Annotated in this window: 24 protein-coding genes; 10 read left to right on the top strand and 14 right to left on the bottom strand. The window is 69.9% G+C overall.

Annotated features, from left to right (window positions below):
• Positions 1-93: 93 nt before the first annotated feature.
• A complete protein-coding gene (locus PZB75_RS15690) occupies positions 94-2,490 on the top strand; it encodes a SpoIIE family protein phosphatase (protein ID WP_275535920.1) in 2,397 nt (798 codons plus the stop codon).
• Here PZB75_RS15690 and PZB75_RS15685 read toward each other — a convergent pair.
• The 3 genes from PZB75_RS15685 to PZB75_RS15675 form a co-directional block, all read right to left on the bottom strand.
• On the bottom strand, positions 2,412-3,536 hold the full coding sequence (locus PZB75_RS15685; protein ID WP_275535919.1) for an AI-2E family transporter: 1,125 nt from the start codon (positions 3,534-3,536) through the stop codon (positions 2,412-2,414). The two genes, PZB75_RS15690 and PZB75_RS15685, sit on opposite strands and share 79 nt — an antisense overlap.
• Positions 3,537-3,823: 287 nt before the next feature.
• Positions 3,824-4,780, bottom strand: a complete 957-nt coding sequence (locus PZB75_RS15680) for a pirin family protein (RefSeq protein WP_275535918.1) — start codon at positions 4,778-4,780, stop codon at positions 3,824-3,826.
• Between the two features lie 285 nt (positions 4,781-5,065).
• Entirely contained in the window at positions 5,066-5,506 is a 441-nt protein-coding gene (locus PZB75_RS15675; RefSeq protein ID WP_275535917.1) for an SseB family protein, read from the bottom strand.
• A 242-nt stretch (positions 5,507-5,748) separates the two neighbouring features.
• Here PZB75_RS15675 and PZB75_RS15670 point away from each other — a divergent pair, with 242 nt between their 5' ends.
• The 3 genes from PZB75_RS15670 to PZB75_RS15660 all read left to right on the top strand — a co-directional run bounded on the left by PZB75_RS15670 (position 5,749) and on the right by PZB75_RS15660 (position 9,516).
• Positions 5,749-7,575, top strand: a complete 1,827-nt coding sequence (locus PZB75_RS15670; RefSeq protein ID WP_275535916.1) for an acyl-CoA dehydrogenase — start codon at positions 5,749-5,751, stop codon at positions 7,573-7,575.
• Between the two features lie 214 nt (positions 7,576-7,789).
• Positions 7,790-9,088: a M18 family aminopeptidase gene (locus PZB75_RS15665; RefSeq protein WP_275535915.1), complete on the top strand. Its 1,299-nt coding sequence runs from the start codon at positions 7,790-7,792 to the stop codon at positions 9,086-9,088.
• Positions 9,089-9,282: 194 nt separating this feature from the next.
• The gene (locus PZB75_RS15660; protein WP_275535914.1) at positions 9,283-9,516 is read left to right on the top strand and encodes a DUF6458 family protein; all 234 of its coding nucleotides are present in this window, start codon (positions 9,283-9,285) and stop codon (positions 9,514-9,516) included.
• 34 nt (positions 9,517-9,550) lie between these two features.
• On the opposite strand, the gene PZB75_RS15655 is transcribed toward PZB75_RS15660, so the two are convergent.
• Positions 9,551-11,356: a thioredoxin-like domain-containing protein gene (locus PZB75_RS15655; RefSeq protein ID WP_275535913.1), complete on the bottom strand. Its 1,806-nt coding sequence runs from the start codon at positions 11,354-11,356 to the stop codon at positions 9,551-9,553.
• Between the two features lie 65 nt (positions 11,357-11,421).
• On the opposite strand from PZB75_RS15655, the gene PZB75_RS15650 reads away from it, so the two are divergent.
• Positions 11,422-11,913: an LURP-one-related family protein gene (locus tag PZB75_RS15650; protein ID WP_275535912.1), complete on the top strand. Its 492-nt coding sequence runs from the start codon at positions 11,422-11,424 to the stop codon at positions 11,911-11,913.
• Positions 11,914-12,066: 153 nt separating this feature from the next.
• Here PZB75_RS15650 and PZB75_RS15645 read toward each other — a convergent pair whose 3' ends face one another.
• Positions 12,067-12,870: a carbon-nitrogen family hydrolase gene (locus tag PZB75_RS15645; RefSeq protein ID WP_275535911.1), complete on the bottom strand. Its 804-nt coding sequence runs from the start codon at positions 12,868-12,870 to the stop codon at positions 12,067-12,069.
• 194 nt (positions 12,871-13,064) lie between these two features.
• On the opposite strand from PZB75_RS15645, the gene PZB75_RS15640 reads away from it, so the two are divergent.
• Positions 13,065-13,889: a maleylpyruvate isomerase family mycothiol-dependent enzyme gene (locus PZB75_RS15640; protein WP_275535910.1), complete on the top strand. Its 825-nt coding sequence runs from the start codon at positions 13,065-13,067 to the stop codon at positions 13,887-13,889.
• Positions 13,890-14,009: 120 nt separating this feature from the next.
• Here the strand turns inward: PZB75_RS15640 and PZB75_RS15635 are convergent, their stop codons facing one another.
• On the bottom strand, positions 14,010-15,317 hold the full coding sequence (locus PZB75_RS15635; RefSeq protein WP_275535909.1) for an MFS transporter: 1,308 nt from the start codon (positions 15,315-15,317) through the stop codon (positions 14,010-14,012).
• On the bottom strand, positions 15,314-16,015 hold the full coding sequence (locus tag PZB75_RS15630; protein ID WP_275535908.1) for a GntR family transcriptional regulator: 702 nt from the start codon (positions 16,013-16,015) through the stop codon (positions 15,314-15,316). The genes PZB75_RS15635 and PZB75_RS15630 overlap by 4 nt, the downstream gene beginning before the upstream one ends.
• 233 nt (positions 16,016-16,248) lie before the next feature.
• Between PZB75_RS15630 and PZB75_RS15625 the strand changes: the two genes are divergently transcribed.
• Together PZB75_RS15625 and PZB75_RS15620 are read left to right on the top strand one after the other, a co-directional pair.
• Complete coding sequence (locus tag PZB75_RS15625; protein ID WP_275535907.1) at positions 16,249-17,181, top strand: class I SAM-dependent methyltransferase; 933 nt, start codon at positions 16,249-16,251, stop codon at positions 17,179-17,181.
• A 201-nt stretch (positions 17,182-17,382) separates the two neighbouring features.
• Positions 17,383-18,285, top strand: coding sequence for a serine hydrolase (locus tag PZB75_RS15620; protein WP_275535906.1), 903 nt, complete (start codon positions 17,383-17,385; stop codon positions 18,283-18,285).
• Positions 18,286-18,594: 309 nt separating this feature from the next.
• Here the strand turns inward: PZB75_RS15620 and PZB75_RS15615 are convergent, their stop codons facing one another.
• Entirely contained in the window at positions 18,595-19,050 is a 456-nt protein-coding gene (locus tag PZB75_RS15615; protein ID WP_275535905.1) for a VOC family protein, read from the bottom strand.
• A 278-nt stretch (positions 19,051-19,328) separates the two neighbouring features.
• The gene (gene hemC / locus PZB75_RS15610; protein WP_275535904.1) at positions 19,329-20,297 is read right to left on the bottom strand and encodes a hydroxymethylbilane synthase; all 969 of its coding nucleotides are present in this window, start codon (positions 20,295-20,297) and stop codon (positions 19,329-19,331) included.
• A gap of 424 nt (positions 20,298-20,721) precedes the next feature.
• Here hemC and PZB75_RS15605 point away from each other — a divergent pair, with 424 nt between their 5' ends.
• Positions 20,722-21,024 carry a hypothetical protein gene (locus PZB75_RS15605; protein WP_275535903.1) on the top strand — a complete coding sequence of 101 codons (303 nt, stop codon included), beginning with the start codon at positions 20,722-20,724 and terminating at the stop codon, positions 21,022-21,024.
• Positions 21,025-21,110: 86 nt separating this feature from the next.
• Here PZB75_RS15605 and PZB75_RS15600 read toward each other — a convergent pair whose 3' ends face one another.
• Genes PZB75_RS15600 through PZB75_RS15590 form a run of 3 tightly spaced genes read right to left on the bottom strand, consistent with a single transcriptional unit; the run spans position 21,111 to position 22,380 of the window.
• Positions 21,111-21,293 carry a DUF397 domain-containing protein gene (locus PZB75_RS15600; protein WP_275535902.1) on the bottom strand — a complete coding sequence of 61 codons (183 nt, stop codon included), beginning with the start codon at positions 21,291-21,293 and terminating at the stop codon, positions 21,111-21,113.
• Positions 21,294-21,316: 23 nt separating this feature from the next.
• Positions 21,317-21,499: a DUF397 domain-containing protein gene (locus PZB75_RS15595; protein WP_275535901.1), complete on the bottom strand. Its 183-nt coding sequence runs from the start codon at positions 21,497-21,499 to the stop codon at positions 21,317-21,319.
• Positions 21,500-21,501: 2 nt separating this feature from the next.
• A complete protein-coding gene (locus PZB75_RS15590; RefSeq protein ID WP_275535900.1) occupies positions 21,502-22,380 on the bottom strand; it encodes a helix-turn-helix transcriptional regulator in 879 nt (292 codons plus the stop codon).
• A gap of 234 nt (positions 22,381-22,614) precedes the next feature.
• On the opposite strand from PZB75_RS15590, the gene PZB75_RS15585 reads away from it, so the two are divergent.
• On the top strand, positions 22,615-23,037 hold the full coding sequence (locus tag PZB75_RS15585) for an ATP-binding protein (RefSeq protein ID WP_275535899.1): 423 nt from the start codon (positions 22,615-22,617) through the stop codon (positions 23,035-23,037).
• Positions 23,038-23,524: 487 nt separating this feature from the next.
• Here the strand turns inward: PZB75_RS15585 and PZB75_RS15580 are convergent, their stop codons facing one another.
• Complete coding sequence (locus PZB75_RS15580; RefSeq protein WP_275535898.1) at positions 23,525-23,746, bottom strand: hypothetical protein; 222 nt, start codon at positions 23,744-23,746, stop codon at positions 23,525-23,527.
• Between the two features lie 433 nt (positions 23,747-24,179).
• Positions 24,180-25,601 (bottom strand): dihydrolipoamide acetyltransferase family protein, encoded by a 1,422-nt coding sequence (locus PZB75_RS15575; protein WP_275535897.1) that lies wholly within the window; start codon positions 25,599-25,601, stop codon positions 24,180-24,182.
• Positions 25,602-25,609: the final 8 nt, after the last annotated feature.

Raw genomic sequence — 25,609 nt, 5'->3', positions numbered from 1 at the left:
GACCACATCAAGATCCCCCTTAAGGCCGATGAACGGCGCCGGACCGCGTCTCCTCGGTGGCGGAGAGCGAACAAACCTTCCTAGAGTGGGGCAATGCGCACCGATGAGCTGCTGGCCGCGATCGCGACCGGTCTGTGGCGGTGGGACAACGCCGCGGGATCGGTCACGCTGGACGCGGAGGCTGCCCGGCTGGTCGGTCTGCCCGCGAAGGCGGGCGTCTTCAGCGCGACCGAGGTGCGCTCCCGGTTCCATCCGGTCGACTGGAACGAGATCAACGCGGTCGTGAACCTGGCGGTCGCCGAGGGCACCCTCGCCGAGGCACGACTGCGGATCATGGACGAGCACGGCAGGGTGCTCCGTACCGTACGCAGCCGGTCCAAACCGCTGCTCCCGCACCCCGACGACGGCTCCGATCAGTACGTCCTGATCGGCACCCTCCAGGAGGTGGCCGAACCGCAGCCCGGCACCACCGGACAGCACACCCGTATCACCGGTGACTGGCGCCGCTCCCGCGAGGCGTTCCTGCTGAACGCGGGGCGTGCGCTGGCCGAGGCGCGGTCCACCGAGGAGGTGCTGCGGGTCGCCGCCTCCCTCTCCATGCCGGGTTTCTCACCGGAGGGGCTGGCGGTCTTCGGGATCGCGGGCGGACGGCTGACGGTCATCGGCCACCACGGGCACCCGCCCGAGGACGAGGAACCGTTCGCCGGTCTGCCGATGGACACCGACTACCCGGCCTGCGAGGTCGTACGGACCGGGCAGGCCATCTATCTCCCGTCACCCGAGGAGTACGAGAACCGCTACCCGGACACCTGGCCGCTGGCCCGCCCCTTCGGCCGCCGCTCCTGGGCGTTCCTGCCGCTGATCGAGTCGGGGCACACCATGGGCGCCTGGATGGCGGGGTTCCGCAATCCGGTGGCTTTCTCGCCGGACGAGCGGGCGGTGCTGACGACGGTCGCCCAGATGCTCGCCCAGGCACTGTCCCGGGCCGGGACCGCCGAGACCGAGCGCGCCCTGTCACTGGGGCTGCAACGCTCGATGATGCCGTCGCTCGGCCCGGACATCCCCGGCATGAGCATCGCCGCACGGTACGTACCGACCGGTGGCGGGCTCCAGGTCGGCGGAGACTGGTACGACATGATCGCGCTGCCCAACGGCAGATTCGCCGTGGTCATCGGCGACGTCCAGGGCCATGACGTGCGCGCGGCCGGACTGATGGGCCAGTTGCGGATCGCCCTGCGCGCGTACGCCTCCGAGGGCCACAGCCCCGACGTGGTGCTGTCCCGTGCCTCGCGCTTCCTGGCCGGGCTCACGGACACGTACGGGGACGACGCCGAGGCCGACGGCCCACGCTTCGCGACCTGCCTGTACGCGGAGACCGACCCGGACACCGGCGTCCTCGACATCGCGCGGGCCGGCCACCCGGACCCGGTCGTGATGAACGCCGACGGCTCGGCGGTGATCCGGCAGACGGCGGGCGGGCTGCCCCTCGGCATCGACATGGACGAGGACTACCCGACGACCAGGGTGGTCCTGGAACCGGGCGCCACGATCATGCTCTGCACGGACGGGCTGCTGGAGACCGGCGGGCACGACATGACCACCAGCTGGGACCGGCTCCGTCCGATCCTCCAGCGGTACCCCGACGACATGGAGAAGCTGGCCGACGCGCTGATGCAAGCGGTGCTGGGACCCAGCTCGCACTACACGACCGGTCCGCTGCCAGAACGCCGCGAGGACGACATCGCGGTGGTACTGCTGCGCCGCGACAGCCACCCCGACGACGAGGAGGCACCCCGCCGCGCCGCGCTGACCATCGCCCAGGCCGAGCCCGAGCGGATCGCCGCGGCCCGGCAGCAACTGCGCGAGCTGCTGCACGACTGGGCCGACCCGGAGCAGGTCGACGCGGCGGTGCTGATGATCTCCGAGATGGCCACCAATGTGCTCGTCCACACGGACGGCGACGCCCGGATGGTCGCGGAGGCGGGCGGCGACCCGGGAGAGCGGCTGCTGCGCGTCGAGGTCGCGGACGCCAGTGACGAGCTTCCGCACAAGAGGCGGCCCGGCGAGATGGCTTCCAGCGGGCGGGGCCTCCTGCTGATGGAGATGCTGGCCGACGCGTGGGGGGTGGACCCACGCGGTGAGGGCAAGTCGATCTGGTTCGAGCTCTACGAGTCCGAGGGCGAGGACGAGGGCGGGTCCGAGGGTGAGGACGAGGGCCGAGGCGAAGGCGGGTCCGAGGAGGGCGAGGGCGGTCCCGGCGGTGAGTCCCCGGAGGCGCCGGAGACGCGGGAGATGCCCGGGGCGGCGGAGATGCCAGGGACGCCAGGGAACATCGGGGGTACGGACGGCACGGAGGGCAGGGAAGGCACGGAGTCCCAGGAACACACGGAGTCCCAGGAACAGGCGGCGCCTCAGGAACCCACGGAGTCCCCGGCGCCCGAGTCCCCGTCCCCGTCCCCGGGGCCACCGTCCCCCGGCCCGGCGGACTGAGGCACGCGCCCTTCCCCGTTCCGCAGCACACCGATGATCCCGAACGCCGCCGCGCACGCCGGGACCGCGAGCAGCATTCCCAGCAGTCCCGCCACACCCGCCCCCGCCGTCAGCGCGACCATGATCGTGGCGGGGTGCATCTGGACCGTACGGCTCTGGATCACCGGTTGCAGGATGTGTCCCTCCAGCACCTGTACGGCGAGCACCACCCCCAGCGCCCAGAGCGCGATCACGAAGCCACGGTCGGCGAGCGCGACCAGCACGGCGACCGTGCCGGAGACGAAGGCGCCGAGATACGGGATGTAGGCGCCGACGAAGACCAGTGCCCCCAGTCCCACCGCGCCCGGCACCCGCAGGATCAGCAGACCCGCCGTGATGCAGACCGCGTCGATCAGCGCGATCAGGGTCGTGCCGCGCATGAAGCCCTGGACGGCCACGAAGGCCCTGCGCCCCATCGCCTCGACCAGGTCCCCGGTGCCGCGCGGCGCGACGGCGTGGGCCAGCCGCGCGGCCCGGTCGGAGTCCCGCAGGAAGAAGAAGGTCAGCAACAGGGCGAGCACGCCGGTCGCGACGAAGGTCCCGGCCACGCTGATGCCGGTGAGCAGCCCGCCGGCGGCGCTCGCGCCGAACTTGCCGAGGTAGTGCTTGGCGTTGTCGGCGAGGTCGTCGACGCTCGTGCCGTTGTCGATGTCGAAGCGGTCGATGACCCACTGAGCGCCCTGCTTCAGCGCGGCGACGATCTGTCCGCCGCTGTCGATGAGGGCTTCGGCGACGATGTAGCCGACGCCGCCGACCACCGCGACGAGCGCGGCGCAGGTGAGGCCCGCCGCCAGCGAACGGTTGATCCCGCGCGCGGTGAGCCAGTGGTGCACGGGCCCGAGCAGACCCGTGCCCAGCAGGGCGAGCAGGACGGGTGTGACGGCCGTCTTGAGGACGACGCACAGCCAGATGGCGACCGCGCCGACACCCGCGACGAGAAGCAGGACGCCGCACCAGGCCGCCGTTCGACGCGCGCCTTCGGGCAGGAGGGGCTTCTGGGTGTGCACCCTTCCCACCCGATCACGGCCACGCCGGGCTGTCCCGCGTTCGAGGGCGTACGGGTGAGGGCCCGTCACCCAGCACGGACGGCGGGCCCCCGCCCAGCACGGGTGGCTCCCCACCCAGGACGGGCGACGGGCCCTCGCCGAAGATGGGTGACGACCCCTCACCCAGGACGGATGACGACTCCTCGCCCAGCACGGACGGCGGACCCCCGCCCAGCACGGGCGGCTCCTCACCCGGCACAGGCGGCTCCTGGCCCAAGGCGGATGACAGCCCGTCACCCGCACCCCCGTCACATCCCGTGGACCACCGGGATCGTGCCGAGGCGGCCGGCCTGGAAGTCGTCGAACGCCTGCCGCAGCTCGGCCTGGCTGTTCATCACGAACGGCCCGTAGTGCGCCATCGGCTCCCGGATCGGGCGCCCGCCGAGCAGCACGACCTCCAGATCCGGTGTGTTGCCGTCCTGTCGCTCGTCCGCGCGGACGGTCAGCGAGGAACCGGCGCCGAACACCGCCGTCTGTCCCAGGTGCACCGGGCGGCGCTCCGTACCGGCCGAGCCGCGCCCGGCCAGGACGTACGCCAGTCCGTTGAAGTCCTCGCGCCACGGCAGGGTCACCTCGGCGCCCGGCCGGACCGTGGCGTGGATCATCGTGATCGGGGTGTGCGTGATGCCGGGGCCCTCGTGACCGCCCAGCTCACCGGCGATGACCCGGAGCAGCGCGCCGCCGTCCTTCGAGGTCAGCAGCTGCACCTGGCCGCCGCGGATGTCCTGGTAGCGGGGGGCCATCATCTTGTCGGCCTTGGGGAGGTTCACCCAGAGCTGGAGGCCGTGGAAGAGGCCGCCGGACATGACCAGCGACTCCGGCGGGGCCTCTATGTGGAGCAGACCGGCTCCGGCCGTCATCCACTGCGTATCGCCGTTCCGGATGGTGCCGCCGCCACCGTTGCTGTCCTGGTGGATGAACGTGCCGTCGATGAGGTACGTGACCGTCTCGAAGCCCCGGTGCGGGTGCCAGGGCGTTCCCTTCGGCTCACCCGCCGCATAGTCCACCTCACCCATCTGGTCCATCATGATGAACGGGTCGAGGTGCTTGTAGTCGATGCCCGCGAACGCGCGGCGCACCGGGAACCCCTCACCCTCGAACCCGCTCGGCGCGGTGGTGACGGCCAGCACGGGACGGGCCGTGGCGTCGTCGGGTGCGGCGACCCTGGGCAGGGTCAGCGGGTTGTCGACGGTCACTGCGGGCATGGGAGCCACCTCCGGTAGTTCAGCCTTCAACTTAGTTGAACGATGAACATTCCGCAACGACCACTCCATTCCCCGGTCCGCGCCGGAGCCGCCCCGGATGCACCCGGAGTGACCCCCGAATGCCCCGGATGCACCCGGAGTGACCCCGAACGCCTCCGAACACCCGGGACGCTTCCCCGGAACTCCCGGCGGACAGCGAAGGGGCCCGCGCCACCACCGGCACGGACCCCTGCCCCATCCGCGAAACGCGCGTCCCGCGCCGCGATGTCAGCCGTACACGCGATGTCAGCCGTACATACGACGCATCGCGTAGTCGACCATCTGCTCCACCGCCTTGGCGTCGAACACCATCCGGTGGTCGCCCTCCATGTCCAGGACGAAGCCGTAGCCCGTCGGCAGCAGGTCGATCACCTCGGCGCCCGTGATGACGAAGTACTTGGACTCCTTGCCCGCGTACCTCCGCAGCTCCTTGAGCGTGGTGAACATCGGGATCACCGGCTGCTGGGTGTTGTGCAGCGCGAGAAATCCGGGGTTGTCACCGCGCGGACAGTAGACCTTCGACGTCGCGAAGATCTGCTGAAAGTCCTCGGCGGACAACGAGCCCGTCGTGAAGGCCCGTACCGCATCGGCCAGGGAGGGCGGCGAGGGCTCGGGATACAGCGGCTGCTCGCCGTAGCCGCCACCCATCTGCTGCTGTGCACCCGGGTTCTGGTCGTAGCCGTACATGCGCCAAAGAGTAATCGGACACATCCACCCCTTGAGGGGTTGCGTCTTATTACTGACGGGTAGCATCATCGTAGACGTCTGCTGATACTTCCGGAGCGGACCGCCGACTGTTCCGGACCCGTCAGCCGTCGCAGATCGTCCAGCGTTCCGGATCGTCCGGATCGATCCGCCGGTACACCGTCCGATCCTCTCCACCGGGCGCCGCGCGCCACTGCTAGCTACGGATTACGGAGCCTTTCGCCATGGGGCACTACAAGTCGAATCTCCGCGACATCGAGTTCAACCTCTTCGAGGTCCTCGGACGCGACAAGCTGTACGGCACCGGACCCTTCGCGGAGATGGACGTCGACACGGCCAGGAGCATCCTCGACGAGGTCGCCCGCCTCGCGGAGAACGAACTCGCCGAGTCGTACGCCGACGCCGACCGCAACCCGCCGGTCTTCGACCCGGAGACCAACACCGCACCGGTCCCCGACAGCTTCAAGAAGTCGTACCAGGCGTTCATGGACTCCGAGTACTGGCGCCTGGGCCTGCCCGAGGAGATCGGCGGCACCACCTCGCCGCGCTCCCTGATCTGGGGCTACGCGGAGCTGCTGCTCGGCTCGAACCCGGCGATCTGGATGTACTCCTCCGGCCCGCCGTTCGCCGGCATCCTCTTCGACGAGGGCACCGACGCGCAGAAGAAGATCGCGGAGATCGCCGTCGAGAAGCAGTGGGGCTCGACGATGGTCCTGACCGAGCCGGACGCCGGCTCGGACGTCGGCGCCGGCCGGACGAAGGCCGTGCGGCAGGAGGACGGCTCCTGGCACATCGAGGGCGTCAAGCGCTTCATCACCTCGGGCGAGCACGACATGTCCGAGAACATCATCCACTACGTGCTGGCCCGCCCCGAGGGCGCGGGACCCGGCACCAAGGGCCTCTCGCTCTTCATGGTCCCGAAGTTCGACTTCGACTGGACCACCGGCGAGCTGGGCGAGCGCAACGGCGTGTACGCCACGAACGTCGAGCACAAGATGGGCCTCAAGGCGTCCAACACGTGCGAGATGACCTTCGGCGACCGGCACCCCGCCAAGGGCTGGCTGATCGGCGACAAGCACGACGGCATCCGCCAGATGTTCCGCATCATCGAGTTCGCCCGGATGATGGTCGGCACGAAGGCCATCGCCGCCCTGTCGACGGGCTACCTCAACGCGCTGGAGTACGCCAAGGAGCGCGTCCAGGGCCCCGACCTGGCGAACTTCACGGACAAGACCGCCCCCAAGGTCACCATCACGCACCACCCCGACGTCCGCCGCTCGCTCATGACGCAGAAGGCGTACGCGGAGGGCATGCGCTCCCTCGTCCTGTACACCGCCTCCGTGCAGGACGCCATCCAGGAGAAGGAGACCGCGGGCGAGGACGCCAAGGCGCTGCACGGCCTCAACGACCTGCTGCTGCCCATCGTGAAGGGCTACGGCTCCGAGAAGTCGTACGAGCAGCTGGCCCAGTCCCTCCAGACCCTCGGCGGCTCCGGATACCTCCAGGAGTACCCGATCGAGCAGTACATCCGCGACGCCAAGATCGACACCCTGTACGAGGGCACCACCGCGATCCAGGGCCAGGACTTCTTCTTCCGGAAGATCGTCCGCGACCAGGGCGCCTCGCTGAACACGCTGTCCGAGGAGATCAAGAAGTTCCTCGCCTCGGCGCAGGGCATCGAGGGGCTGAACGGCGCTCTCGACCGGCTCGCCAAGGCCGCGACGGACCTGGAGGCGATCGTCGGCACGATGATCACCGACCTCACCGCGACCGGCGAGGACGTCAAGAACGTCTACAAGGTCGGCCTCAACACCACCCGCCTGCTGCTCGCCTCCGGCGATGTCGTCGTCGGCTACCTGCTGCTGAAGGGCGCGGCCGTGGCCGCCGAGAAGCTGCCGAACGCCGCCGCGAAGGACGTCGCGTTCTACCAGGGCAAGATCGCAGCCGCGAGGTTCTTCGCCGAGAACATCCTGCCCGGCGTCTCGACCGAGCGCGCCATCGCCGAATCCGTCGACAACTCCCTGATGGAGCTGGACGAGGCCGCGTTCTAGGCGTCCCCCGCGCCCCCGTCCCCGCACTCCCGTCCCCACCACCCGCCGCGGCCCGTACCCACCGGGCCGCGGCGGTGCCGCTGCCCGGTTCCCCGGGCGGCGGCGCCGTCGTTCCCGCCCGGCACCGACCGGCTTCCGGCCCGTTCCCGCCGGTCAGGAGGCGTCGGGCGACGTGCCCGATTCGTCCCGACCAATCGTCGTTACAGTGAGGAACATGAGTTCTTCCCCCCGCTTCGACCGCGCCCACACCGACGACCTGATGGCCTTCCTCATGGCCGGCCCGTCCCCGTACCACGCCGTGGCGGAGGCCGCCGGGCGGCTGGAGAAGGCCGGTTTCCGGCAGGTCGACGAGACCGCGGCCTGGGACGCCACCAGCGGGGGGAAGTACGTGCTGCGCGGCGGTGCGATCGTCGCCTGGTACGTCCCGGAGGGCGCCGAGGCGCACACCCCGTTCCGGATCGTCGGCGCGCACACCGACTCGCCCAACCTGCGGGTGAAGCCGCGCCCCGACACCGGTTCGTACGGCTGGCGGCAGGTCGCCGTCGAGATCTACGGCGGCACGCTCCTCAACACCTGGCTCGACCGCGACCTCGGGCTGGCCGGCCGGATCTCACTGCGGGACGGCACCCACCGGCTCGTCGACATCGACCGCCCGCTGCTGCGCGTACCGCAGCTCGCCGTGCACCTCGACCGCTCGGCGAACACCGAGGGCCTCAAGCTCGACCGGCAGAAGCACATGCAGCCGATCTGGGGCCTCGGCCGGGTCGAGGAGGGCGACCTCATCCGGTTCGTCGCCGACGAGGCGGGCGTCGACGCCGAGGACGTGACCGGCTGGGACCTGATGCCGCACCCCGTGGAACCGCCGTCCTACCTGGGCCGTGACCGCGAGCTGCTGGCCGGGCCCCGGATGGACAACCTGCTGTCCGTGCACGCGGCGACGGCCGCGCTCGCCGCCGTGTCGGCGCTCCCGGACGCCGAGCTGCCGTACATCCCGGTGCTCGCCGCGTTCGACCACGAGGAGAACGGCTCGCAGTCCGACACCGGCGCCGACGGACCGCTGCTCGGCACGGTGCTGGAGCGCTCGGTGTTCGCACGCGGCGGCGCGTACGAGGACCGGGCGAGGGCCTTCGCCGGGACCGTCTGCCTCTCCTCCGACACCGGTCACGCCGTCCACCCCAACTACGGCGAGCGGCACGACCCGACGCACCACCCGGTCGCCAACGGCGGACCGATCCTCAAGGTCAACGTCAACATGCGGTACGCCACCGACGGCAGCGGCCGGTCCCTGTTCGCGGCGGCCTGCGAGAAGGCGGACGTGCCGTGGCAGACGTTCGTCTCCAACAACTCGGTGGCGTGCGGCACGACGATCGGCCCGATCACCGCCGCCCGGCACGGCATCCGGACCGTCGACGTCGGCGTGGCGATCCTGTCGATGCACAGCGCCCGTGAGCTGTGCGGGGCCGACGACCCGTACCTCCTGGCGAACGCGCTCTCGGCGTTCCTGGCGGGCTGACCCGACCGGGCGATCCGACCGGTCCGGACCGGGGCGCGCCCTCCGGTCCGAACCGGCCGAACCCGAACGAAAAGCCCTAACTCCCCCTCGCCCAAGGGCTCCTGTCCGCCACCTCACGCATGGTCGGGTACGGGCCGGGTACCCGCTGCCTACAACCGGCCCGGACTCTCCGGGCCGTCGAGGAGGCGGAACTGATGGGACTCGGAGGATGCATCATCCTCATCGGGGCAGGGGCGGTACTCGCCTTCGCCACCGACTGGGAGATGGACACCGTCAATGTCGATCTGGTCGGCTGGATCATGATGATCGTGGGGATCATCGGCGTCGTGGTCTACCGCAGCATCGCCCGCCGCCGGCGCATGGTCGTACCGCCCACCACCGTCGTGGACGACCGTGCCTTCCCGGACGACGAGCGCCGCTACCTGTGAACACGCCCGCTGTGAGCGTGCCCCCGACGGCCCGTCAGCCGTCCATCCCCGCGAGCACCAGCGGCAGCCGGGCCGTGCCCTGAGGGCCGACGCGGACGGGGACCCCCCAGTCCTGCTGGTGGACGTGGCAGGCGGGGTACTCGTTGGCCGGGTCGTCGTCGCAGGACGCCGCCATGGCCGACACATGCAGCACTCCCTCGGTGACACCGTCCGCCAGGACCAGGTCCCGGCCCAGATCGGTGCCCGGACCCGCGCCCTCGGCCAGCAGCTCGGGCGGGGTCGCGGAGACCAGCAACCTGGTCGAGGGACCGTAACGGGTGTCCAGCTTCTGTCCCGCGGGCGCCTGGAAGACCACATCGAGCCTGAGCGTCCCCGGGGCGATCTCGGTGGCCGCGCGCCGGGTGCGGTGGGCGCGGTCCTCGACCCGTACCGCCTCCTCCGGCAGCCGCAGCCGGGTCAGCCGGTGCCCGGCCGACTCCACGACGACGAGGTCGCCGTCGACCAGCACCGCGTCGCTCGGCTCCCGCAGCTCGGTGGCGAGCGTGGTCACCTCACCGCTCGCCGGGTCGTACCGCCGCAGCGCGTGGTTGTACGTGTCCGACACGGCGACCGACCCGTCCGGCAGCGCGGTCACCCCCAGCGGATGCTGGAACAGCGCCTGACCGGCGGCCCCGTCGCGGTGCCCGAAGTCGAAGAGTCCGGTCCCCACCGCCGTGCGGACGACGCCCTCACGGTCCACGTACCGCAGCGCCGACGTCTCCGAGTCCGCGACCCACAGCCGGTCCTCGGTCGCGGCGAGCCCGGACGGCTGCGCGAACCACGCCTCGGCGGCCGGTCCGTCGACCAGCCCCTCGTTCGTGGTGCCCGCGGCGGCCGTGACCGTCCCGGTCGCGGGATCGTACGTCCACAGCTGGTGCACGCCCGCCATCGCGATCCACAGCCGGTCCGCGAACCACGCCACGTCCCACGGCGACGACAGCTCCACCTCGCGCGCCGGACCGGCGGTCGGTGACCCCTGCCACCACTGGCGCCCGGTGCCGGCCAGGGTCGTCGTCACGCCCGTCGCCGGGTCGAGCGCGCGCAGCGCGTGGTTGACGGTGTCGGCGACGGCGATCCGCCCGTCCGGCAGCACGGCCAGCCCCTGCGGCTCGCTGAACCGGACCTCCTCCGGCCCTCCGTCGGTGAGACCGCGCCCGCCACCGCCGAAGACCCTGCGGACGCTCTCGCCGTCCGCGTCCAGCTCGACCAGCCGGTGCCGGGTGGTGTCGGAGACCAGGAAACCGCCGTCCGGCAGGGCCAGCGCCTTCCCTGGGAACCGCAGATGCGTGGCGACCGGCTCGGGCGCGACGTACGGCCCGTCACCGCGCCGCAGGGTGCCCCGCGCCCCGTGCTCGGCCTCCAGCTCCTCCACCAGCTTCTCGATGGCGTGGGCATGCCCCTCACCGGCGTGCTGGGCGACGACGTAGCCCTCCGGGTCGATGACGACGAGCGTCGGCCATGCCCGTACGGCGTACTGCTTCCAGGTGGCCAGCTCGGGATCGTCGAGGACCGGGTGATGCACCTCGTACCGCTCGACGGCGTCCACGACGGCCTGGTGCTCGGCCTCGTGGACGAACTTCGGCGAGTGCACCCCGATGATCACCACGGTGTCGCGGTGCTTCTCCTCCAGCTCGCGCAGCTCGTCCAGGACGTGCAGACAGTTCACACAGCAGAAGGTCCAGAAATCCAGGATCACGATGCGTCCTCGCAGCTCGGCGAGGGTGTACCGCTTGCCACCTGTGTTCAGCCAGCCACCCTCGCCGATCAGCTCGGGGGCCCTGACGCGCGCACGTGTTGCCATACCGACAGTCAACATCACCGCGGGCCGCGCACATTCCTCCGGCCCCGTGAGGGAATGTGAACAGCATGAGACTTCTCGTACGTGAGCGGCTGTTCGGCGTGGGCGACGACTACTGGATCGAGGACGCCGACGGGCGCAAGGTCTTCCTCGTCGACGGCAAGGCGATGCGGCTGCGCGACACCTTCGAGCTGAAGGACACCGACGGGCGGGTACTGGTCGAGATCCGGCAGAAGCTGATCAGTCTGCGCGACACGATGCTCATCGAACGCGGTGGCCAGGAGCTGGCCAAGGTCAAGCGCAAACGTCTGTCGCTGCTGCGCAACCACTACCGGGTGACGCTGGCCGAGGGCACCGAGCTGGACGTCAGCGGCAAGATCCTGGACCGTGAGTTCGCCGTCGACCACGACGGCGAACTCCTCGCCCAGATCTCCCGTCGGTGGCTCACCATCCGCGACACGTACGGCATCGACATCGTGCGCGACGACGCGGACACGGCCCTGCTGGTGGCCGTCGCGGTGTGCGTGATCGTCCTCGCGGACAAGGAACGCGAGCACTGACACAGGAGGACTGACACGGGAGGACGGGAGGACCGTCGGGTACACGGTCCGATGCGTGCCGGTGCGTACCGATACGTACGGAGCCATACAAATCGATACGCACGGTTCGATACGCATGGGCCGATACGCGCCGACTCGTACGGGCGGCAGGTGCTACGGCATGGCGCGGGGCGGCCGGGTCAGGCCCAGGCGCCGGTCCTTCAGCGCCGGGAAGTCCTCCCGGACCGTGTCCACCTTCGCCGGGTCCAGCTCCACCGTCAGCACCTCCTCGTCCGCGCCCGCCTCGGCGACGACCTCGCCCCAGGGGTCGACGGCCAGGCTGTGACCGGCCTGCTGGATTCCACCGTGGGTGCCCGAGGTGCCCACGGCCAGGACGTACGCCTGGTTCTCCACCGCCCGCGCGCGGGCCAGCAGGGTCCAGTGCGCGCGGCGGCGCTCCGGCCAGCCCGCAGCGACGACGAGGGTGCGGGCGCCCGCGTCGACGAGCCCCCGGAACAGCTCGGGGAAGCGCAGGTCGTAGCAGGTGGCGAGACCGAGCGTGGTCTCCGGCAGGGCGACCGTCACCAGTTCCTCGCCCGCGCCCATCATCACCGCCTCGCCCTTGTCGAAGCCGAAGCGGTGGATCTTGCGGTACGCGGCGGCCCGCTCGCCGTCCGGTGTGAAGACCAGCGAGGTGTTGTAGAGGGTGCCGTCGTCGGCCCGCTCGACGAAGGAGCCGGCGTGCAGCCAGACGCCCGCCTCCGCCGCGGCCTTCGCCATCACGTCATGGGTCGGTCCGCGCAGCGGTTCCGCCTCGTCGGCGAACTCGGTGTACGCGAACGCGCCGACCGGCCAGAGTTCCGGCAGAACCACCAGGTCGGAGCCGCGTTGGGCCACGATCAGCGAAGCCGCGCGTTCCCTACGGGAATTGACGGATTCGTCCGAATCCACCGCGATCTGAATCAGAGAGGCGCGCACACTACCACCGTCCTGGCATTCGGCCCGTCAGTACGGGCCTACGATCGTCACACGAAAGCACTGCCGGGGTGCCTGCTCGCAGCGTAACTTAGCCAACAAACCTCACACGCGGCTCGCGGCCGACAGCCCGGCCCGCCGCCGTCGCCCGTGACAGCAGTCAAGCCCATGCAACGCAGAACCGCACGAGGGGTCCCGTGACCGTCCATCCCAGCCTCCAGAACTACGCCGACGCCTGGACACATTCCATCGAGTCGATAGTCGAGCTGGTCACACCACTCGTCGAGGGGGAGTGGAACCGCCGTACGCCCTGCCCGGGTTGGTCGGTGCGGGACATCGTCTCGCACATCATCGGCATGGAGTGCGAACAGCTCGGCGACCCGCGTCCGATCCACAGCCTGCCGCGTGACCTCTTCCACGTACAGAACGACTTCACCCGCTACATGGAGATGCAGGTCGACGTCCGGCGCCACCACACCGCGCCGGAGATGACCTCCGAGCTCGACTACACGCTGATCCGCCGCGCCCGTCAGCTGCGGAACGAGACGCGGCCCCCGGAGACCATGGTCCGGGCACCGCTCGGTGCCGAGCAGACCCTGGAACTGGCGCTGCGGATGCGGGCCTTCGACGTCTGGGTGCACGAGCAGGATCTGCGGACGACGTTCGGTCTGCCCGGCAACCTCGACTCCCCCGGCGCCCTCGTCGTCCGGGACGTGCTGCTCGAAGCGCTGCCGAAGGTGGTCGCCCGGGACGCGGGCGCGCCCGCCGGTTCGGCGATCGTGATCGATGTGCACGGACCGCTGGAGTTCCTGCGCACGGTCCGGGTGGACGCCGAGGGACGCGGATCGGTGGACGGTTCGCCGTCGTTGGGCCCGGCCGTCACGCTGGCGACGGACTGGGAGACGTACTACCGGCTGGCCTGCGGGCGGGTACGGGCGACTGCGGTCGCCGACCGGGTCAAGATCGAGGGCGACGAGGAGCTGGCGGCGGCGATCCTGCGCCACTTCGCGGTGACGCCGTGAGTCGTACGGGTCGGCCGATGCCCTCGTAACGCCGTGCGTGTTCGGCGGCGCCCGTCCGTACGGGACGGGCGCGCCGCTGAACCCCACCTGATCACAACACCGCCACGCCACCGCCCGCCGTCAGACCGGTACGTGCACGGCCTCCACCCGGCTGATCACATGGTGATCCCGCTCCCGGTGCCTCGCCCGGGAATGCAGCCGCAGGATCTGTACGACCCCCAGCGCCTCCAGGACGAACACCGAGGCGAACGCGATGCTGTAGTTGTCACCGGTCGCGTCGAGCAGAATCCCCACCGCGAGCAGCGTGGTCATGGACGCGACGAAGCCGCCCATGTTGACGATCCCCGAAGCCGTGCCCTGCCGTTCGGGCGGGTTGGCGGGACGCGCGAAGTCGAAGCCGATCATCGAGGCCGGGCCGCAGGCGCCGAGCACCGCGCACAACGTGATCAGCAGCCACATCGGTGCCCGGTCACCCGGATAGAGGATCGTCGAGGCCCACAGCGTGGCCGTCATCGCGACCGTCCCCAGCGCCAGCGGTGCGCGCGCCGTGTGACGCCGGGCGATGAGCTGCCCGTACACGAGCCCCACCACCATGTTGGAGAGCACCACGAGGGTGAGGAGTTCACCCGCGGTGCCCCGGCTCAGTCCCTGCGACTCCACCAGGAACGGCATCCCCCACAGCAGCAGGAACACCATGGCGGGGAACTGCGTGGTGAAGTGCACCCACATGCCGAGCCGGGTGCCCGGTTCACGCCAGGACTCGGCGATCTGCCTGCGGACGTACGCGGACCCGGTGTGCGCGGCGGGCGGTGGTTCATGGCCGGCGGGGTGGTCCTTCAGGAAGAGCAGGACCAGGGCCAGCACGACGACTCCGGCCAGCGAGCTGCCCGCGAAGGTGGCGGTCCAGCCGATCCCGTGCAGCGCCCGCGCGATGAACAGCGTGGAGACGAGGTTGCCCGCCATCCCGAAGAGGGCGGCGACCTGGCCGATCATGGGTCCGCGCCGGGCCGGGAACCAGCGCGAGCCCAGCCGCAGCACGCTGATGAACGTCATGGCGTCGCCGCAGCCGAGCAGCGCCCGGGACGCGAGCGCCATGCCGTACGACGGGGAGAGCGCGAAGCCGAGCTGTCCGAGGGTGAAGAGCACGGCTCCCAGGACGAGGACCTTCTTGGTGCCGAGCCGGTCGACCATCAGGCCGACGGGTATCTGCATGCCCGCGTAGACGAGCAGTTGGAGGATGGAGAACGTCGAGAGCGCGGAGGCGTTGACGTCGAACCGTTCGGCGGCGTCTAGGCCGGCGACCCCGAGGCTGGTACGGAAGATGATCGCGACGAAGTAGACGGCGACGCCGACGCCCCAGACCGCGGCGGCGCGGCGGCCGCCGGGCGGGTCACCGGGCAGGGGCAGGGTGGGGGCGGCGGAACTCACCGGTCCTCACCCCGCACCAGGACCTTGACCCGGGTGACATGGCGGCGGACGACCCGGGCGGCGCCGTCCGCGTCCCCCGCTCTGATCGCCTCCAGGAGTTCACCGTGTTCGCTGATGTTGGCGGCGATCCTGTCGGGGTGCGCCTCCATCACGGCGACGCCCATCCGAAGCTGCCGGTCGCGCAACTGGTCGTAGAGGCGGGACAGGATCTCGTTGCCCGCGTTGCGCACGATCTCGGCGTGGAAGCAGCGGTCCTTCACGGACACCTCGGCCAGGTCACCGACCGCCGCCAGCTCCCGCTGCTCGTCCAGCAGCTCCTCCAGCCGGGCGATCAGCCGCGGCGAGGCGGGGACGGCCTTGCGGGCGGCGAACTCCTCGACGAGCAGCCGGGTCTCGACGACGTCCGCGATCTCCTGCGCGGAGACGGCGAGGACCAGGGCGCCCTTCTTCGGGTACAGCTTGATCAGCCCTTCGACCTCCAGCCGCAGCAGCGCCTCGCGTACGGGGGTACGGGAGACGCCGACGGCCTCCGCGAGATCACCCTCGGTGAGGAGCGTGCCGCCCTCGTAGTGGCGGTCGAGCACCCCGCGCTTGACGTGGGTGTAGACGCGCTCGGCGGCGGGGGGTCGCTTGATGGAGGCCGCCGAGGAGGGGGCGGAGGCGGCGGAGAGAGACGAGGGGGATGAAACGGGAGGCATGCACACAGCATAGATACAACATGCGTCCATGGCGGCCGGGCCCCGGGACAGCGCCATGAACCGGCCGGGACCATGAACCGGTCGGGATCGTGAGCCGGTCGGGATCGTGAGCCGGGCCCTGCCGGGGCGCACCCCGAGCCGGTCGGTCCCCGGCCTTCGCACTCGTCGGTGACGCGCGTCCTGGCGACCGTGACACCGGCCGGTCCGGGACACGCCGACGTTATGGTCGGAGGATGGACACCACCGGCCCCAACACCCCCCACTCGCGTCAGAACCACGCCGGGACGCACGCCGGGGCCCCGGCCGAAAGCCATGCGGACGCTCAGGCGGCTCACGCGCACGCTCATACGGGGGCCCATGCGGGGGCCGACGCCGGCACGGTCGCGATGGTCGAGATGCTGGAGCTGGACGCCGAGGTCCTGGGGACCCATCTGTCGGAGCTGACCGCCTGGCTGAGCGAACTGACCGACCGGGAGCCCGGCCACATCGTCGACCTGGGCAGCGGGCCGGGCACCGGCTCCATCGCCCTGGCGCGGCGTTTCCCGCGGGCCGACGTGACAGCCATGGACCTCTCCCCGCACATGCTCCACCGGCTGTCGGAGAGGGCATCCGCGCTGGGGCTCGCCGATCGGGTCCGGGCCGTCCGGGCGGATCTGACCGAGGACTGGCCGCAGCTCGGCACCGTCGACCTGGTCTGGGCCGCCTCCTCCCTGCACGACATGGCCGACCCCGACCGGGTGCTGGCCTCGACGTTCGACGCCCTGCGGCCGGGCGGCCTCCTGGCCGTCACCGAGATGGACTTCTTCCCCCGCTTCCTGCCCGACGACACGGGCGTGGGCCGCCCCGGCCTGGAAGCCCGCGTCCACGCCGCCCTGAACAAGGGCCCGGCCCTCGACTGGACCGAGCACCTGGCCCGCGCCGGCTTCGCACTGGAAGCGGAGCGCCCCTTCACCATCGACCTGCCCGCCCCGCTGCCACCGGCCACCGCCCACTACGCCCGGACGTGCCTGCGGAGGCTCCGCTCCCACCTCGGCGACGGACTGCCCGCCGACGACCTGACCGCGCTCGACACGATCGTCGACGACGAAGGCCCTCACAACGTCCTGCGGCGTACGGACCTCACCGTGCGGACCACCAGGACCACATGGGTGGCCCGTCGCCCCTGATCACCGGCCACCCTGCCGACCCGCCCCGGCGGGCACGCCGCTCCTGGCGGGCGCGGGGAGCGCGAACGAGCGCGAGGAGCCCGGCCGAGCGCGGGCGAATTCACCCCCGCGGCCGTACATCCATCGTTCCGTCCCAGGAGTCTCAGCCACCGAGCGGCACCCTCATGTGGCCGCATTCCAGGGGCATTTGGAGCGTTCAACTTGAAAACCGGCATTAAGGTAATAACGCGCGTATCGGTCTCGGCCACCATCGCGCTCACCGCAGGTGCCCTCATCGCGGGCAGCGCGTTCGCCTCTCAGGCGCAGGCCGCCACCGCACCGGCCGTGCCGAAGATCGTCGCTCCGGGCGGCTTCGTCATGAACAACGCCACGGGCAAGGCCCTCTACACCAAGGCCGCCGACACCCGCCGCCCCACCGGCTCCACCACCAAGATAATGACCGCCCAGGTGGTGCTGTCGGACAAGAAGCTCGACCTGAACGCCAAGGTCACGATCGACAAGGCGTACAGCGACTACATCGTCAAGAACACGGCGTCCTCGGCGCGTCTGATCGTCGGTGACAAGGTCACCGTCCGTCAGCTGCTGTACGGCCTGATGCTTCCGTCGGGCTGCGACGCCGCGTACGCCCTCGCCGACAAGTTCGGCGTCGGCTCCACACGCGCGGCCCGGGTGAACTCGTTCATCGGCAAGATGAACGCCTCCGCCAAGTCGCTGGGGCTGACGAACACCCACTTCGACTCGTTCGACGGCATCGGCGGGAAGAACAACTACTCGACGCCGCGCGACCTGACGAAGCTCGCCAGCAAGGCGATGAAGGACCCGACGTTCCGCACGGTGGTGAAGACCACGTCCACGAAGCAGCGGGTCGTCACGAAGAACGGCGGCTACCGCGACATGTCGTGGTCCAACACCAACAAGCTGCTCAGCGGCTACAGCGGTGACATCGGCGTGAAGACCGGCTCCGGTCCCACCGCCAAGTACTGCCTGGTGTTCGCCGCGAGCCGCAACGGCAAGACCGTCATCGGCACGGTCCTCGCCTCCACCTCGGAGGCGACCCGTACCACGGACGCGAAGAAGCTCATGGACTACGGATTCAAGAAGTAGTCCGGCCCTGCGACGGTACGGAGGAGGGCTCGCGCACACCGCGCGGGCCCTCCTCGCACGTCGGGCCGGTCGACCCCGTCACGCGTTGGGCGAGGACGAGAACTATTCGAGGCAACCCGAACAGCCCCGCCTCAACCGGCCCGGACGAGGCCGGGACGGGGCAACTGGACTCCTGTGACTGACCATGAGAACGGTGTCAGGTCGCGCATGAATGGTGGTTCGACAGCACGTGGTCCCTTAGGGCTGTCCCGCAATCCCTGATCACAGCTGGACAGCGCGGAGACTCGCCGCAGATCATCGCAACGGGCCTCAGACGACGTCGAATTCGTTGCGCTCGGGGTCCTGCAGGGCGGCGGCGTAGAGCCCCGTGTCCGGCTCTTCCTTGATCCGCAGAACAGTGGCGCCAGCTTTGACCAGCCGTTCCACCGTAGCCTTGACCCGCTGTGTGCGGACCTCCAGTGGGACGTCACGGCCCCCACCGACCTTCAGGTCGAAGTGCCACCGGTTCTTGGCGACCTTTGGCTCCGGAACCTGCTGGAACCACACCCTCGGTCCCCGTCCGGCGGGATCGATGATCGACTCCGGAATATCCCCGGCACCAGCCGGCAGCTCTGCCTCGGGCACCCCCACCGCCGCCCAATAGGCACGCCACGTGGCGTGCCCGCCCGGCGGAGGCTCAGGCACGTAGCCAAGGGCTTCGGCCCAGAAGGTCACCATCCGCTGCGGATCGGAGCAGTCGATCGTCAGCTGCACTGTCATCTCCATGTTCCGAGCATCCCAGGCGGGTCTGACAGACGATCCACTTTCGCATCAAGCCCTGGATCGAGCGCGTCCAGTGAAATTCCGGGGCCGCCTGCCAGGGCCATGAGCGCCGTAAACGTGTCCAGCTCGGGTACGTCGGTGAGGGCGGTGGTGCATTGCGACACTTCCGCTGCTCTCCGTGATGTGTCGGAACAGCACGGAGCCCCGTCCGATCAGCGATCGGCACATCGGACGGGGCGTCGTGCAGGGGCGTTACGGGCGCGAGGCCCGGACAGCTTGGATCAGTGCGGAATCCCCGTGATGATGTCGCGGGCACCCTGCCGCAGCAGTTCGGCGCAGACGCGTGAACCCAGCACGGCCGGGTCGTTCCGGCTCTCGCCCCAGATGTGGGCGTGAACGAACTTGCTGCCGTCTCGGGAGAACACCATGCCGCGAAGACTTAGTTGCCCGTCCGGCTCGGTGATGCAGTAGCCGGCAATCGGGCTGTTGCAGTGCCCGCGGAGACCGTGCAGCATCACGCGTTCTGCGGTGACTTCCCGCATGGTCTCTTCATCGTTCAGACGCCCGACCAGTGCCGCCACTTCGTGATCATCACGGCGGCACTGGAGTCCCAGCACACCGGCCCCCACGGCGGGCAGCATTTCAGCGGTGGTGAACCTTTGGCGTGCCCGGTGACTCAGCCCGATACGCGCGAGCCCGGATGATGCCAGGATCATGGCGTCCAGTCCGGTATCGATCGGCTTCTTACCGTCGAGCTTGTCCACACGTGTTCCGACCATGCCGCGAACGCGTACAACGTTCAGGTCGGGCCGCACCCGCAGGATCTGTGCCTTTCGACGGACTGCCGACGTAGCCACGGATGCCCCGGCGGGCAAGTCGTCGAGTGTCGTCCGTGAGTCGCCCTCGGGGAAAAGGAGCACGTCTTGTACGTCGTCGCGCGACAGGTAGGCGGCGAAGATCAGTCCCTCAGGCAGGGGCACGTCCCCGGGCACGTCCTTGACGCAGTGCACGGCCATGTCGACATCGCCGCGCTGCAACATGATGTCGATCTGCTTCGTGAACAGTCCCTTACCGCCGAGGGCCGCCAGGTCGCCCTGCCACGTGTCTGCCTCGGTCGTGACGGGCACGACCTCCACTCTCAGATCGGGCTCGTGCTTTCGCAGCAGTTCGGCAACCGTGTCCGTCTGCGCGCGTGCCATCGGTGAACTACGGGTGCCGACGCGCATCACGCGCTCGGGAAAGCTGCTCATAGGGGCGTCCTTTCAATTCGTCGTTCCTGGTAGGTAGCCCCACCAGGAAGCTGTAACGGGTTCACGATCCGGCGGGCTACGGCGGGACGAAGCAACGCGGCGGTCTCCTCGCGACGTGTCCAGCGCCAGGCGCTCAACTCGGCACGCTGTAACGCGATCTGTGCCGAGTCGTCAGCGGTGAGTACCGGTCCTGCGAACAGGAAGGCAAGGCGGGCAGGCGCCTCCCGTGGCCGGCGCGCCTGAATCCACTCCACCGGAAGAAGGTCGGCTTCGCGTATGCCGACGGCCAAGGCCAGTTCTTCGCGTATTTCTCTGCGTGCGGCTTCCAGCGGTGGTTCATCCCACCAGCCGCGATGCCGTGGGCACGGGGTGCACGGATACGCCATACCGCTCGGTGATCCCAGCTCGGCGGAGGACGCGCGCCATGCGGAAGGCAAGCCCGTACGCGTCGCTCTGCCTTGACGCGGAGTCCACGATGGTCCAGGCTTCGCTGGCGCTCATGCGAACAGGTCCAGCCGGCGAGAGTACGCAGGACAGTCTGCGCCGAGGCTTCACACCGTACGACCACACGGTGTCCATCACGGCGCAGTTGGAGCGTCTCGTCATCGCACTCGAAGAGCTGCCGAACGAGGAGAAGGCCCCTGTGGTGTCGCGCGTCATGCGCGTCATCGAGGTGGCCCACGAGGCAATGCACCGCTCGGGCCACCTGCACTTCAACGGAGACTGAGCGGGCCGGGAAATCAGGAGGGCCCCGGCTCGCGCGTCGCGCGAACCGGGGCCCTCCGTCGCTCCTGGCCGGTGCCGGCGTCGCTGCTACGACTGCCGGCGCAGGCCCACCTGGAAGGCTGCCCATGCGGCGGGCGCGAGGAGGAGTACGGGGCCGGTGGTGTTCTTGGAATCACGGACGGCGACGGTACGGGGCACGTTACGGGCCACCTCGACACAATCACTGGCCCTCGCGCTGTAGCTGGACTTGATGAACTCGAAGGGCCGCATGACAACCACTCCTTGAGACAGTGCTACGAGTGCTGGCGAAGACTCGCCCGGAAGGCTTCCCATGCGGGGGCCGGGAGAATCAAGACAGGCCCCACAGTGTCCTTGGAATCACGGACAGCGACGGTACGAGGCACGTTACGCGCCACCTCGACGCACTCACCGCCTCCGCTGCTGTAGCTGGACTTGACGAACTCAAAGTGTGGCACGGCTACAACTCCTTGCGAATACGCTCGATCAGAGCGATGGAATCGCGGGGAGCGAGTCCGTTTCTGGCGATCTGGTTGAATGTGACGTTATGGCGGGCAGCGTCCGCCTCGCTCTCCAGCCACAGCGTAGATGACGTGGTGTCCATGTAAACCACGTCCATCGCACCGGGTTCAGCGAACGAGACAACACTGAAAGCGCTGGTCATACCCGGGTGCGAGCCAGCCAGGAAGGGGACAACTTGCACCGTGACATTCGGCTTGACAGCGACCTCCGCAAGTTGCTCCAACTGTCGACGCATGACATCTCGTCCGCCGACGAGCTGGCGTAGCGCGCCCTCGCCGACAATCGCCCACAACACGAGCGGCGTGCTGTCGACCAGTCGACCCTGCCGAGCGATCTTTGCCTCGACGAAGCGCTCGATCTCGTCAGGGTCATCCCAGTCGGCGTTGCCGACTGCGAGTGCCCTGGCGTAGTCGGGCGACTGGAGCAGCCCAGGCACGAAGGCGCCTTGCCAGGTCCTGACACCGGTCGCGATGTCTTCGAGGGCAACATACTCGACCAGCGAACGCAGTTCCGGGTACTGATTCCACCAGCCCTTGGCCTTCCGCCTTTCCCGGTCCAGCCGCGCTACTTCCAGCAGGCGATCGACAGCGCCGTGATCCTCAAGCCCGTAGAACTCGCAGAGTGTGCGGATGTCCGGATCTCGCATGGGGACCCAGCCCCGTTCCATCTTCACGATCTTCGAGTTGGTCGCGCTGATGACCTCGGCCGCCTGCTGCTGCGTCTTGCCCGAGGTGTCCCGCAGACGCAGCAGCTCGCTACCGAGCCTCCGTCCCAGGACAGTTGAGGTCCGGTTCCCTTGTTGAGTTGCTTGATTCACGGCACCAGTGTCGCCCTCTGCCGCCCTGTCGGTCGAACCGCGTTCCCTCGTTGGAGACAATTGTCTCCGTTTCACTTGCACCCAGCTACTAGCTTCACTACTTTCGGTTGCACGCCACTCACATACCGCATCGGTGGGCGGAAGCGCACCGCCCTGCCCCGCGCCGGAAGCAGCCCAGAACCGGCGCCCCGCAGACGCGGCACTGCCACCGCCCGATCCAGGAGGCACGCACCCATGACCGCAGCTCAGGAGACGCCCACCCCCGAACCCGTCCTCCGCGAGGACCGGCTCGACTGCACCCCTACGGCCCGCAGCGTTTCCCTGTGCCGCCGTCGCACCGCCCGGCTCGTCACGCAGTGGGGTCAGCCGAAGCTGGCCAACGACGCGACCTTGCTCGTCAGCGAGTTGGCGACCAATGCCCTGCTGCACGGCTCCATGCGCGGGCGTCTCTTCCGCGTACGGCTCACCCTCACGGCGACCGCTCTCCGCATCGAGGTCAGTGACCCGCGCGGCGAGCGGCTGCCTGGCGTGCGCGAGGCCGAAACCGACGATTGCTACGGACGCGGCCTCCTGATCGTCGCGTCGCTCGCCGACCGCTGGGGCGTCGAGCCGCGCACCGTCGGCAAGACGGTGTTCGCCGAACTCGCCGTACGCTGAACCATCCGGCCCGGACGCACCGATGGGCCCGAGCGACTGCCGCGCGGGCCCACCGCACCTGCGTACCGTCGGGCAGCCCGTTCCGAAGAGGGCCGATACCGGCCTCGCCACAGGCACACCCATCTCATGGCCCAGGAAGCGCCGGCGCTTTGGACCAAGGGGAACGCCCGGTCAGTCGCCCGAACGCATCACCAGGTCGCTGTACGGGAGCACGAATGTCGGATGTCCGGAGATCCCCAACGCCTTTTCGGCCTCCTCCATCTGTTCGGCAGCGCCATCCGCCGTGTCCCGCAGCACTTCCGTTCGGGCGGCGGGAAAGGCGCCCGCGGCAGAGGTCAGATGTGGTTGACCGGATACATCAGGGGCGTTCGACGGCCCCCTCCGGGCGGCTCACGGCGAGCGGAGGGAAAGGGCCGTCGGCCCGGAAGCCGGATGGCCGCCGGGCCGGATCAGCGCCGAGCGTGTCGGCGCCCGGTGGTGAGGCCGGTCAGACCCAGATGGACAGGCGGGCGGTGGTGGGGGTGGCGTCACAGAAGTAGTTGACCGCCTGCCCCCGGGCCACGTAGTCCTTGCCGGCGGCGTCGCAGGCGGCGGCGCTCGGGTACATGCCGACGTAGGTGTATCCGGCGGCCTGGGCGGAGGGGGCGAGCAGCAGGGCGCCTGCGGCCAGCAGTCCGGTCAAGCTCAGGGTCGAAAGCACTTTGCGCATGGGTGTGTTGCTGCCTTCCTGTTCCGGCGGCGAGCGCTCCGGTCGTGATGATCCGGTGCTCGGTGAGCAGCTTCCTTCACAGCCGGACCGGAGAGCAATGGTCGAGACCAAACCAATTCGGCCGGAAGCCGTCGGAGCGGCCCTGGCCGGGCGGGTGACCTGCGGTCCGGCGGCCGGGCGGTGACCGCCCGGCGGGGGAACTTCGTGCCGCAGGTCTTGGCGAACGCCTCGATCGGCTGCTCGACGTGGCGGCTCCTCGTCGAGACCGTTCCGGTGGCGATCGGTCGGCCGAGGGCGAGGCGGGGGGCGAGATACCGGTCGCGGTCGCCCGGCGGGACGTGGGCGTCGTACGGCGAACCACCCACCCCCGACACGCCGGTGGGCCCGCGCAACCGTCGCGCGGGCCCACCTCGGACACGTACCACCCCGGCCCTCACGCCCAGGTGATCAGCCTCTTCGGCTGTTCCAGGATCGCGGCGACGTCCGCCAGGACCTTGGAGCCCAGCTCGCCGTCGACCAGACGGTGGTCGAACGACAGGGCCAGCGTGGTGACCTGACGGGGCTTCACCTTGCCCTTGTGCACCCACGGCTGGAGCTTGATCGCGCCGACCGCGAGGATCGCGGACTCGCCCGGGTTGAGGATCGGGGTGCCGGTGTCGACGCCGAAGACGCCGACGTTGGTGATGGTCACCGTGCCGCCCGCCATCGCCGCCGGGGACGTCCTGCCCTCGCGAGCCGTGGAAACCAACTCGCCCAGTGCCTCGGCGAGTTGCGGCAGGGTCTTGTCGTGCGCGTCCTTGATGTTCGGCACGATCAGACCGCGCGGGGTGGCCGCGGCGATGCCCAGGTTGACGTAGTGCTTGCGCACGATCTCCTGGTTGGCCTCGTCCCAGGCGGAGTTGACGTCCGGGTTTCGCTTGATGGCGACCAGCAGGGCCTTGGCGATGAGCAGGAGCGGGTTGACCCGCACCCCCGCCATGTCCTTGTCCTCCTTCAGCTCCGCGACCAGCTTCATCGTGCGCGTCACGTCCACGGTGACGAACTCGGTGACGTGCGGCGCGGTGAAGGCGCTGCCGACCATCGCCTGGGCGATGGCCTTCCGTACTCCCTTGACGGGGATACGGGTCTCCCGGGCGCCCGGTGCGACGGGCGGCGCCTCGTCGGACGTGGGCGCGGACTCCCGTACGGGCTGCGGTGCCGCTTCGGGAGCCGGCGTCGCGGCCGGTGCGGGGGTCGCCGCCGCGTGGACGTCCTCGCGGGTGATGACGCCGTCGGGGCCGGTCGGGGTGACCGTCGTCAGGTCGATGCCCAGGTCCTTGGCCAGCTTGCGGACCGGCGGCTTGGCCAGCGGGCGGCTCGCCGGGACCTCGCCACTGCCGTGGCCGTTCAGCTCGCCCTGCACGGCGGCGGTCGCCGCCGCTGCCGGGGCCTCGGCGCCCTTGCGGGCCCGGCGCTTGGTGGAGGACTCGGCGACGCCGTAGCCGACGAGCACCGGGGTGCGGCCCTTGGGCGCCTCCGGTTCGGCCTCGGCGACCGGCTCCTGGACCGGGTCGGCCGCGGCGGGCTCCGGCTCCGCGGGGCCGCTGCCCGGCGCCACGTCCACCACGATGATCACCTGGCCGACGTCCACCGTCGTGCCCTCGGGGAAGCGCAGTTCGTGCACCGCCCCGTCGAACGGGATCGGCAGCTCCACCGCCGCCTTGGCCGTCTCGACCTCGCAGACGACCTGGCCGTCGGTGACGGTGTCGCCCGGCTGTACGTACCACTTGAGGATCTCGGCCTCGGTCAGGCCCTCGCCCACGTCGGGCATCTTGAACTCACGGAAGCGAGCAGACGTCTCGGTCATCGTTGTCACGTCCCCTC

Origin of the sequence: Streptomyces sp. AM 4-1-1, assembly GCF_029167625.1 — a bacterium.
Taxonomy (GTDB): Bacteria; Actinomycetota; Actinomycetes; order Streptomycetales; family Streptomycetaceae; genus Streptomyces.
The sequence above is the reverse complement of the archived record's forward strand: the minus strand, read 5'-3'. Positions and strand labels throughout refer to the sequence as shown.

Coding starts and splice junctions, on each gene's coding strand:
- PZB75_RS15690 (WP_275535920.1), top strand. CDS start 94: ATGCGCACCGATGAGCTGCTGGCCGCGATCGCGACCGGTCTGTGGCGG.
- PZB75_RS15680 (WP_275535918.1), bottom strand. CDS start 4,780: ATGCCCGCAGTGACCGTCGACAACCCGCTGACCCTGCCCAGGGTCGCC.
- PZB75_RS15675 (WP_275535917.1), bottom strand. CDS start 5,506: ATGTACGGCTACGACCAGAACCCGGGTGCACAGCAGCAGATGGGTGGC.
- PZB75_RS15670 (WP_275535916.1), top strand. CDS start 5,749: ATGGGGCACTACAAGTCGAATCTCCGCGACATCGAGTTCAACCTCTTC.
- PZB75_RS15665 (WP_275535915.1), top strand. CDS start 7,790: ATGAGTTCTTCCCCCCGCTTCGACCGCGCCCACACCGACGACCTGATG.
- PZB75_RS15660 (WP_275535914.1), top strand. CDS start 9,283: ATGGGACTCGGAGGATGCATCATCCTCATCGGGGCAGGGGCGGTACTC.
- PZB75_RS15655 (WP_275535913.1), bottom strand. CDS start 11,356: ATGGCAACACGTGCGCGCGTCAGGGCCCCCGAGCTGATCGGCGAGGGT.
- PZB75_RS15650 (WP_275535912.1), top strand. CDS start 11,422: ATGAGACTTCTCGTACGTGAGCGGCTGTTCGGCGTGGGCGACGACTAC.
- PZB75_RS15630 (WP_275535908.1), bottom strand. CDS start 16,015: ATGCCTCCCGTTTCATCCCCCTCGTCTCTCTCCGCCGCCTCCGCCCCC.
- PZB75_RS15625 (WP_275535907.1), top strand. CDS start 16,249: ATGGACACCACCGGCCCCAACACCCCCCACTCGCGTCAGAACCACGCC.
- PZB75_RS15615 (WP_275535905.1), bottom strand. CDS start 19,050: ATGGAGATGACAGTGCAGCTGACGATCGACTGCTCCGATCCGCAGCGG.
- hemC (WP_275535904.1), bottom strand. CDS start 20,297: ATGAGCAGCTTTCCCGAGCGCGTGATGCGCGTCGGCACCCGTAGTTCA.
- PZB75_RS15605 (WP_275535903.1), top strand. CDS start 20,722: ATGCGGAAGGCAAGCCCGTACGCGTCGCTCTGCCTTGACGCGGAGTCC.
- PZB75_RS15600 (WP_275535902.1), bottom strand. CDS start 21,293: ATGCGGCCCTTCGAGTTCATCAAGTCCAGCTACAGCGCGAGGGCCAGT.
- PZB75_RS15585 (WP_275535899.1), top strand. CDS start 22,615: ATGACCGCAGCTCAGGAGACGCCCACCCCCGAACCCGTCCTCCGCGAG.
- PZB75_RS15580 (WP_275535898.1), bottom strand. CDS start 23,746: ATGCGCAAAGTGCTTTCGACCCTGAGCTTGACCGGACTGCTGGCCGCA.